Source organism: Nodularia harveyana UHCC-0300 (assembly GCF_034931085.1).
Taxonomy (GTDB): domain Bacteria; phylum Cyanobacteriota; class Cyanobacteriia; order Cyanobacteriales; family Nostocaceae; genus Nodularia; species Nodularia harveyana.
Window position 1 is genome coordinate 37,334 of the sequence record NZ_JAYGHG010000037.1, and the last position, 10,710, is coordinate 48,043.

The 10,710-nt window shown below is 42.4% G+C and carries 6 protein-coding genes; 1 reads left to right on the forward strand and 5 read right to left on the reverse strand.

Features of this window, described 5'->3' with window-relative positions; all coding sequences use genetic code 11:
- Positions 1-12 precede the first annotated feature (12 nt).
- Positions 13-1,587: an iron uptake porin gene (locus VB620_RS18100; RefSeq protein ID WP_323197541.1), complete on the forward strand. Its 1,575-nt coding sequence runs from the start codon at positions 13-15 to the stop codon at positions 1,585-1,587.
- A gap of 493 nt (positions 1,588-2,080) precedes the next feature.
- Here the strand turns inward: VB620_RS18100 and VB620_RS18105 are convergent, their stop codons facing one another.
- The 5 genes from VB620_RS18105 to VB620_RS18125 all read right to left on the reverse strand — a co-directional run bounded on the left by VB620_RS18105 (position 2,081) and on the right by VB620_RS18125 (position 10,500).
- Positions 2,081-3,808, reverse strand: coding sequence for an Rqc2 family fibronectin-binding protein (locus tag VB620_RS18105; protein WP_323197542.1), 1,728 nt, complete (start codon positions 3,806-3,808; stop codon positions 2,081-2,083).
- Between the two features lie 22 nt (positions 3,809-3,830).
- Positions 3,831-5,096, reverse strand: a complete 1,266-nt coding sequence (locus VB620_RS18110; protein WP_323197543.1) for a glycosyltransferase family 4 protein — start codon at positions 5,094-5,096, stop codon at positions 3,831-3,833.
- 525 nt (positions 5,097-5,621) lie between these two features.
- Entirely contained in the window at positions 5,622-6,122 is a 501-nt protein-coding gene (locus tag VB620_RS18115; RefSeq protein WP_323197544.1) for an RNA recognition motif domain-containing protein, read from the reverse strand.
- 624 nt (positions 6,123-6,746) lie between these two features.
- Positions 6,747-8,954 carry a M48 family metallopeptidase gene (locus VB620_RS18120; protein ID WP_323197545.1) on the reverse strand — a complete coding sequence of 736 codons (2,208 nt, stop codon included), beginning with the start codon at positions 8,952-8,954 and terminating at the stop codon, positions 6,747-6,749.
- A gap of 631 nt (positions 8,955-9,585) precedes the next feature.
- Positions 9,586-10,500: a methylenetetrahydrofolate reductase gene (locus tag VB620_RS18125; protein ID WP_323197546.1), complete on the reverse strand. Its 915-nt coding sequence runs from the start codon at positions 10,498-10,500 to the stop codon at positions 9,586-9,588.
- Positions 10,501-10,710 lie beyond the last annotated feature (210 nt).

Genomic DNA, 10,710 nt, shown 5'->3' on the forward strand with positions numbered 1-10,710 from the left:
GTGAGGAAAGAAATGCCAAAATTCTCAGCATACTTACTGTTTAGCCCTTTATTGGGCGGTGCTATGCTCTTTTTTAGCTCGGCTGTATATGCAGTGGAAATACCCACTACATCTGTCATAAGTAATTCAGAAATTTCATCTGATAAATTTACAAAAGCTCAGGTAATGGCGCAAGTTACCTCGGTTTCTCAGTTATCGGATGTGCAACCGACTGATTGGGCTTTTCAAGCGTTGCAGTCTTTGGTAGAACGTTACGGTTGTATTGCAGGTTATCCAGATAGCACTTATCGCGGTAATCGGGCGTTGACTCGATATGAATTTGCGGCTGGTTTGAATGCTTGTTTAGATCGGGTTAATGAACTGATTGCTACTGCTACTAGCGATGTGTTGACACAACAGGATTTAGGCACGTTACAAAGACTACAAGAGGAATTTTCGGCAGAACTCGCAACACTACGGGGTCGAGTAGATTCACTAGAAGCACGTACTGCGGAATTAGAAGCAAATCAGTTTTCTACTACCACTAAACTGCAAGGGGAAGTAGTCGCAGTTATTAGTGATGTTTTGGGCGGTGACAGAGTTAATAATCAAGATATTACTGATAAAAATACTACTCTGGGAGTGCGATCGCGGATTCAATTTGTTACCAGTTTTACTGGGAAAGATACCCTATTTACGAGAATCCAAACTAATAATATTTTAAGTCCTAACATTGGGACAGCAGAGGGTAACTTATTTTTCGCTGGTGATGGGACTAATAATGCGGTCATAGATGCACTGTTTTACAAGTTTCCTCTAGGTGCAAAAACAGAAGTAATTGCGATCGCCAATGCTGGTGCAGCAGATGACATCACTAGTACAGTGAATCTATTTGACGGTGATGGTAGTAGTGGGGCTTTGTCTACCTTTGGGACACGCAACCCAATTTATAGCCAGATAGGTGGTGCTGGTTTGGGTGTAACTCAGCAATTCGGCGATCGCCTATCACTCAGTTTAGGTTATTTAAGTGGCGCAGCTAATGACCCTTCTGACAAAAATGGTTTATTTGATGGTGCTTACGGTGCATTGGCGCAGTTAACAGTTAGACCAAGCGATCGCATTGCGTTAGGTTTAACTTATCTTAATTCTTACAAACAACCACTACTTACTGGTAGCAATGCCGCTACAACAGATTTCAATGGTGAAGCCTTCTCCAGCGATTCCTACGGTGTCCAAGCCTCCATTGGTCTCAGTGAAAAATTAGTATTAGGTGGTTGGGCAGGATACACTAACAGCCGTGCTTTAACGGGTGATGAAGGAGAAGCTGAAATTTGGAATTATGCCGTTACCCTGGGTTTTCCTGACTTGGGTAAAAGAGGTAACTTAGCTGGAATTATTGCTGGTGTAGAACCCAGAGTCACCAGTTCTACCATCCCAGGAGTGAGTACAGATAGGGATACTTCCTATCACCTTGAGGCTTTTTACCAGTATAAGTTGAGTGACAATATTACCATTACCCCAGGTATCATTTGGTTAACATCCCCAGACCATAACAGTAACAACGATGATGTTGTCATTGGTGCGCTCAGAACTAGATTTAGTTTCTAAATAGATTCGGGAGTAGTGAACACCTTTGAAAATTCCTAATTTTCGTTAATCCGTTAAAGGAGACCTAAAATTGATGTTTTGCGTCTTCTGTCTTTAACGACGAAAAAGACCAGCTTCCCACAGCTGGTCTCAAAAATGTTTTTCCGCGTTGTTTTCTCATGGAGTGAAAATTAAAATTGCGCGTTCCCAAAATTGACGGGCAACTTTTCTTAACAATATTGTAACAGTTCACACAGTTTTTTTATCAAAAATATAAAAAAAAGATATGACTGAGGAGAGTGCGCCTCTATCTTTAAGAATAAATCTAAAATACCGTGAGGAATAAAGAGGCAGGGGAGCAGTGTGCAGGGGGGAGAAGATTTTAATCACCAATGAATGCGGATTTAATAAAATATACTAACCTCACCCCCAGCCCCTCTCCTTGCTTTCGCGTAGCGTCTCCCTTTGGGAAAAGGAGAGGGGAGATTTTGAATTACGAATTACGAATTACGAATTACGAATTACGAATTAACTGCGGTTGTCCCCAGAGGATGCGCTCTTGTTTATAAATGGCAATACCTGGCTTGGCTCCTTTGGGTTTGTAAACGTGCTTGGGTTGAGTATAAACTACAGGTACTTGTTCGCTTTGACGGGCGCGACTGTAGTAAGCGGCAAGATTAGCTACAAATTGCAAATCATTTTTTTCTGCTACTGCGCCGGGTTCTAAACGTAGTAGTAGATGACTTCCGGGAATTTCTTGGGCGTGGAACCATAAATCATAGTCTCCAGCTACGCGAAAGCTTAATTGGTCATTTTGGCGATTGTTCCGCCCGATTAAGACTTCAAAGCCGTTGGGGGTATGGTAACGATGAAAGTTGGTGCTGGCTGTTTCGCTGTTGCTGCGACTGCGGTATCCTGGATCTTCTAAATATTTTTGTCCAATTAATTCGTCGCGGATTTCTTCTAAGGCTTGTAAGTCTGCTGTGTTTTGGTACTGTTCTATCTGAGCGATCGCCGCTTCTACTTGCTCTAAATAGCTAATTTCGGAGTTGACATCAAATAGCAATGGTTCCACAGCCGCACGAGCGCGTTTGAGTTTTTGGTGCTGTTTATAAAGCCGTTGGGCATTTTGGACGGCATTTTTATCTGGTTGTAGGGCGATCGCAACTGGCTGTTCTGTTTCAAAATCATTCAGGATAATTTCTATCATCCCTGGTTGCCATTTATGCAGATGAGACATCAATAAATCGGCTTTTGCTCGATATTCATCCGCTTGATCTGATTGCTGCAAGCGTTCAGAAAAGGTTTGGGATTTATTCCGTAATTTTACTAAAATATTATGTAATTTCTGGTTTAATTGATGCCGTAACTGAGCGAAAACCTGCTGATTTAATTCGTCAGTGTAGTAGCGATTAAGTAAGGTTTGGATATTTTTTTCTGCTGTAACTGCGCCCCAACCCATAACGGTATAACCATTCGCTGTCCAAGCTGGTTGAAATTTATTTAACTCCAATGCTTGTAACCATTCTTGCCATCGGGTAAATAGCCGTTGCCAGTCTTCCGGTTTGAGTTTATCTGTGGTAGTATCTGGGGCTAAATTCGCCGCCACTAACATAGACTCCACCAGTGCAGAACTCAAGCCGCTATAACTTTTTAATAACTGACGCTTAATTGCTCCTGGGACTAGGCTCACTCTTTCTTGCCAGCGTTCTGGGGATTCAGTCAAACTGGGAACAGGGCCAGTCAGCTTTGGTGGAATTTCATAAGGTTGTCCGGTTTGGATGGGGCGGACGCTAGATTGATGCTGACCAACTTGGTGGGCTGCTGTGATAATCATCTTGCTAGCATCAGTGAGGATGGCGTTGCTGTATTTGCCCATCACTTCCACATATATATGGTATAATGCCTCTTCTCCGGGACGGCGAGCAAATTGTAAATCTATAACACGCTCCCAAGGGGCGATCGCCCGAATGTCCACCAAGGCCAAACCACCCAATTGATGTACTAATTGTTGGCTAAAGGTGAAGGTATCTGGTAATCGTGGTGGTGGTTCGCCAATACAAATCCGCGCTCCTTGGGGATGCCAAGAAATTTCCAGCCAGTCCCTTTGTTTAAGGGTGCGTAATGCCACGGCAATAGTATAGCGATCGCGCTGATAAACTTGTTCTAATCGAGATGGCAACCAGTGAGCGCGGAGTTCGCTACAGGAAGCTGTAAGGGTCGTATAGTCAACTGGTTGCACAAGAGTTATAGTTACTGATTACTTACTGAACCAATGCCGGTTCTTTGACTTTTTGCTGTAAAATTTCGGTGTAGAGTTCACCTAGCTGAGTGGCTACGCCATCCCAACTAAATTTACTTTCTACCCGTTGTCTGCCAGCTTGACCTAATTTTTCTCGCAATTCGGGATTTAACACAATCCTGTCGATAGCAGCTGCAAAGGCGGCTACATTTTGTGGGGGAGCTAATAAGCCTGTGACTTCGGGAACTACGGTAAATTGCAGACCACCCACATCACTGGCGACTACAGGTGTACCACTAGCCATCGCTTCGATGGCTACAAGTCCAAAGGGTTCATAATGACTGGGAACGACACAAACATCAGCCGCAGCGTAGTAGGTGGGTAATATTTCTTGGCTGAGACGACCGGGGAGGATAGTAAATTCAGTCATCCCCAATTCATTAATTATATTCTCGATGCGATCGCGCTCAATTCCATCACTATTTCCAGGGGTGCTACCACCACCAATAATTAATTTCAGGTTTTTATCGCCACGTAATTGAGATTCGTTGACTGCACGCACTAGGGTTTCTATGCCTTTGCGTGGGTCGAAACGTCCTACATACAATACAAGTTTAGTCTCTGGAGTAATTCCTAAGTTTAATCTCGCTGTTTGGCGGTCAATTGAACCAAAGCGGCGAATATCTGTACCGCAAGGAATAATATCAATATAACCTGCTGTGGAAACGAGCGATCGCATATGTTGCTGTTCTTGGGGACTTGTCGCTACAATCCGTTCTGCTGTCTCCAATACTTGTTTTTCCACTGCCAATCTCTGATTAGCAATTAGGGGAATTGTTTCTATTGTGTTGTACTTAACGGCTCCTAAGGAATGGTAAGTATGAATTTGCTGACTACCTTGAATTTTTTTGAGTTGCATCCCTATCCAGCTAGAATGCCAGTAATTTGTGTGAACTAAATCATACTTGATCTGATTCTCTGTTTGGAATTTCAGGAAATTATCCAAAAATTCCGGCATATATTCTAAAAGTTCATCCCGTGGTACAAACTTGACAGCCCCGGCTTCTAGCCGAATAGTCCGACAATTTTCGCTAAATTCAACAATGGTTTGCTGCTCTACACTTACTTTGCGGGTAAACATATCAACTCGCCATCCTAGCTTTGCTAGTGCTTCACCGACATTACGCACATAAACATTTTGTCCCCCAGCTTCTTCCTTACCAATTTCAATCGCCGGATCTCCATGAACAGAAATTAAGGCAATACGTTTGTGGGTAGTAGCGTTCATACTTTGTTTGTTGGTAATTCCAGGAATGTATCGTCAAAGTTTCGCCGCGCAAACTTAACTCGATTATTTAGGAACTTTGAGTAATATTTATTTTATTTTAAATATGTCAAATATTTTCAGCTTTTGGCTACTCAGCCTATAGTGATTTGCACAGAAACTGTGTGTAATTTCCTTATATAGCAACCGCCAAGGAAGTTAGGACAGAAATAGATAATAAAACTCTTACAATTACCGAGTTTCCAGCCATTCGACTACGCTCAGGGCAAGCCTGTTCCCTGTTCCTAATCCCTGCTATACATAGATAATTATATTTATATCTAATGCTTGTCATAGATCAACTTCGAGTCATGAAAATGCGATCGCCATCTTTGGTAGAATTGCCTTAGATTACTACACAGAATCCTGTGAGGATGTCTGCTGTGTGAGTAAATATGGACTTCATCAAAAGTAGCGATCGCAGCTAAAAAAGGGGAGTCATACCCTGAAAACTGAAAAATTGCAGTTTTAAGTTATATCCCCACAGGCTCAATTTGTGGTTTGTGCCGCTAGCATTTCCTTGAGCTTTTCTAATTCAGAAGCCCAACGTGGATCTGGACGAATTGTATCTGAGTCAGCGCTTGTGCTGCTTTCCCGGACACCACCGCCGCCACCACGTCGTGATTTCTTCGCACCTTTCTCACGACGACTACCTTCTTTTTGGATAGTAGGAGCCGGATGACTTGTCGCAGCACCACCAGCTGCTTTAGGAGCTTGGTCTTCACCCTCCTCTCCTTTTGTTCGAGGTAATGCTTTTTCTAGCTTTATGGGAGTCTCTTGGAACAATTGACCATTATACTTTTCAATAATTTGATCAGCTTGTTCGTCATTGTTGACTGTGAGAAAACCGAAACCACGGCATTTACCAGTTTTACGGTCTTTAATCAGTTTTGTAGTCACAGCATCGCCTTCTTCGGCAAAAACTGCTTGTAGATCCTGACGATCTATTTCTTCTTTTGGCAAATTGCCTATATATAGGCGAACGGACATGAACTATACCTCCAGAGTTGAACGAACATGGCAAGGCAAGAAAACAATCACTTGGCTTTGGCTGTTAAATAGATGCTATTGACCAAGACTGCCGTAAACCAAATTTTTTACTCCAAACTGTCAACCTATACAATACAGTTTTTCGTTGGGATCAAGCTTGTTTAATACAAAAGCGCATACAACGCTCAGTTAATACCACCTTAATTCTAAGAATCGTAAATTTATAAGCCTTGACTTGCTCAAGTAAATATCTTCTTTGATGACCTTGCTCGCAGAACTGAATACCATTTCTTAGATTACCACGGTATTATCTACGTAGCTAGTTCAGGGCATACATTTTCAAGAATAGTATTATTATAGCGTAGCATAAATTACATTTTATTGCTTAACAAAGGTGAGTAGAAACAAAAACTAGCCATTGGCTGGTAGGTTTTTTGCTGTATGGGGAAAATAAAAAGGATAGGCTTGCACAGATTCACCAATTTCTAGATAACTAAGGGCTATTGCTGAGTTAATTCTTTGGTCGAAAATTTGTAGGTAAACTTAACATTAATTGTCAATAATTGCAAATTTCATTTACATTTCCTTGTTGATGGTGTATTCTATGGCTTTTGCATAGCAGCATTAGCCTGTCAGAAAAATGTATGCACCCCAAGCCTGTGCTGCAACTGCGATAAAAGTAGACCAAATGGGATGAGGGCTATGAATGGTTTTACCACTTTGAGTTTGCAACGTGTGAATATCAACCCAAGATGTGGCTCCCCGACGAAACCAACCTGTAACTATAATTTGTCGACCAATTAAATCTTGAGGATTAATGGACTGTCCTAAAGCAACGTGATGTAATTTCACTAAGCCTGTGCTGCACTGTAGGATCAGGTCTTGTCCTAAGCTATTACCAGCACCTCGCCGACCTAATAGCTTACCGACTAGCCGCACACTAATACTATCAATAGGAATAGCGGAGGGATGGGCTAAGAGGTTAGGCAGGTTTTGTTCATCTTGTACATTAGGGGTTTTGATGTCGGGGAAAAACGCATTCATCCGAAACACCATACCGATGCTAAAGCCAATGAGCAGGCAACCTATAACAAAATTCCCATCTTCGTATATCCACTTTAAATTTAAGACCTTGAAAGCAAAAGCGGCTTGCCAGGTCAGCCAAATCAGACCGGCAAACATCAAACCCAGGGGAATACCAAGAAAGGGAGCGATTTGTAATAAGAAGGATTGACGCTTTACCTGATGAGTGTATTTGCTAGTGAGATGGAGTTCCGGGTCTATATGCCAATGGCGGGAAATTTGATTGAGACGTAGGATGCGATCGCCAATTAAGGGATGGGTATTATTAATGGCTAACCAGTGGCGATAGGGATGTAAGGTGTCCCAGGTCAATATAGATTCAAAGGGCATTCTGCCGGCAATACTACCCAAAGTTAGACTTTGCTGATAACCTACTGGTATAAATAAATTTAAACTTTCTAAATGCCAATTGGTTTGTTCTGATTTTTGGACATCAACAGCTATTCCGATGGCTATTTTTAGTAAGGCGCGAGTGAGAGCATTAGGATTACCAGTAATTTCCGAGGCGAGGCGATCGCTATAGTAAAGCCGTAAACGGGACAACCATAAACCAATTCCAGTCAACAAACACCAAAATCCATAAATCACACTAGCCAAAATAGTTATTGGCTTATACCAAATTCTCTCTGAGTTCTTATTTCCCAATATGGATATTTGCTGATATAGCCGATGAATTGGTAGTGACAGCACCAACATTAGAGACATGACGACAAAATCTCCATGAGCAATATGTCCTAACTGTGTGCTGTAGATAGTGGCAATTTCATCATCTGCCAATTGTTCTAAAAGTCCCTGACTCACAACAATCCGGGCATTACGAGCCAGATTTCCATAAGTCAGCGCCACGGGAGCAGCTATGGGCAGAACTCGCAGTTTGGGTGACTTCCAGCGACGTTGTTGGCAGTAACGTTGGAGTACCCTACCGGTTTCTCGACTGTAGCCATGCAATACCTCTGGAGACAACTCTCGCTGTTGATAAAAGTTGCCTAATAGCCAATCTAATAACCAAGGTGATAGCCCCATAATGATCAATAAAATGATCAACAATAATGGGGTGGGGTCGCGGTAGAGAAACTGTAATGGCTGTAAGTAAGGTAGTTTGACTAAGGCAAAGTTAATCAATCCCGTTGTGAGATGGAGTATTGCTCGCAGTAGCCAAAACAAAGCTATCAATGTGCCAAGTCCTAGCAACCGCAAGGGAATTAACTTCGGTTTACGTAGTGGCTGCCAGACTTTAGCACGTTTTGCTTGTCGCCAATAAATATTTGCAGATGCAGCTGTTGCATAACTGCTATCACTCTCTGTTGTAGCAGGTGGTGATTCCATGATGGAGTTGCGGTATTCACCTGATTGCACATCAGATAAATTATCATCTCTTCTGGTTTTTGGTACTTTATTTTTTGATGTCGTAGTGGTTTGAGAATTTTCAAAAGCCACAAATCCTGTTGCAGAATTAGTGGAAGTCTGACTCTTTTTTTTGCGTTTAGTCAAGTGTGTGAGGGCAACTTTAGCCCATTCTTCAACTTGTGTATTTTTGCTGTGGGTGAGAGTCTGACAGATGATTGTAGCTTGGCGGATTTGCCCGGTGCGTGCGTAGGCCATGACTAAACCAACCCGTGCTTGTAAGCTAACTGTAGTATTTTTTTGATTACTAGCTATAGGTATAAGTTTGGCGATCGCAGTTTGGTAATTTCCTTGTTTGAGGGCAACTAAACCGGCCTCCAAAGAGAGTTCAGCATCTGAAGGCATAGAAATTTTGGCTCTCCAATCTCTACTAACTGATCCACGGTGGAATATAAGCGGGAATTTTTAATGCCGCGAACATCAATTACACTCGGTTAGTTCCATCAAGTCAAGTAAATATTTCTTCACTAATTATTGACCAGAATTTACCGGGATGATGGCGCTTAATTTCAACTTTGCATGATCTCCCGTAACTGTTGGTAATGCCATTGATAGCGGAAGACTAAAACTCGGCTGTCCATATTATTTAACTGTAGTGGGCTGGAAAATACTTGTCACTTTATTCAAAGCTTACCCAGCATCTTCAGAGGGGAATAACTCTAATATGGTTTCTACAGCATACTCGTTTTGTTAGGGGTTGACGACGGTGATTAAAAATCCGTTCACATCTGCGAAAATTTGAGAAAAATTAGGGATAACATTTACTTTCATCACTATGATCTGTGGGATGACTGGAAAAATATTCCCTTGAGGTATGGGAGAAACAAGGCGCAGACACTTTTTAAGTATCGTGATATCTTTTCAATGTTTTCTCTACTAAACCGGATAGGTGGGGGGATTTGATTTAAACGGGAAGGCGATCGCACTACCCAAAATTAAGAGAAAATGCGATCGCCGTTTTAGATTGGTGTAGTAGCTAATTCACTGCTGTCATTCCCGCCAAATCCAAAATTGGCGCAATTAAATCTTCCCGCTTCACCGCCATAATATGGACACCTTGGCATAATTCTCGCGCTATTAGCACTTGTTCCGCCGCAATTTTCATTCCCTCCTGAAGAGGATCTTTGGCTTGATCTAACCTATCAATAATGTTCTGGGGAATATTTACACCCGGAAGACACTTATTAATAAACTGAGCATTCTTAGCAGATTTCAACAGAAAAATTCCTGCCAAAATGGGTTTTTCATAATTAACGGCTACGGTATCCATAAACTTTTCTAGCCGCTCAAAATCTGTAATCATCTGACTTTGGAAAAACTGCGCTCCTGCTTCAATTTTTCGTTCAAATCGCTTTTGTAACCCTGACCAACTGGGAGACTGGGGATCTACCGCCGCACCAGCAAATAGGTCAGTAGCGCCATCGGGGAAAGGCCGTTCGTTACAATCAACGCCCTGATTCATTTTGCGAATTAGCTGTAGCAGTCGGACAGATTCTAAATCAAACACAGGTTTAGCATGGGGATGATCACCGACTTTCACCGGGTCACCAGTCAAAGCTAATATGTTGCGGATACCCAAAGCATGAGCGCCCATCAAATCAGCTTGTAAACCAATTCTATTGCGATCGCGGCAAGCCATCTGACAAATCGGCTCAATACCATTTTGTAACAAAAAAACCGACGCTACCAACGAAGACATCCGCAATACGGCGCGGCTACCATCAGTAATGTTGACGGCATGAACCCTCCCCTTAAGGGTCGCCGCCATTGAAATCATCTGTGTGACATTGACCCCTTTTGGGGGAGCTACCTCGGCGGTAACTAAAAACTCGCCTACTTGCGCGGCGCGACGAAATGAATTTAAAACTGTGGGATTTTGGGTATCCTGCATAACATTAATGTTTCTGTTTCCTTCAAGGCTATAACGAATTATGCCCAAAAACGAAACCTTTACCAAAAAATGGGGTGTAAAGTCCCGTCTCTTCAGGACGGCTTTCGAGAGCGTGATTTAGGCAAAGAATCTTGATGCATCATAGTCTGTAATCGTTGTAAAATAAATGGCAAGTTCTTCGACATACTTAAGGTATAGGGTTCGACCCAG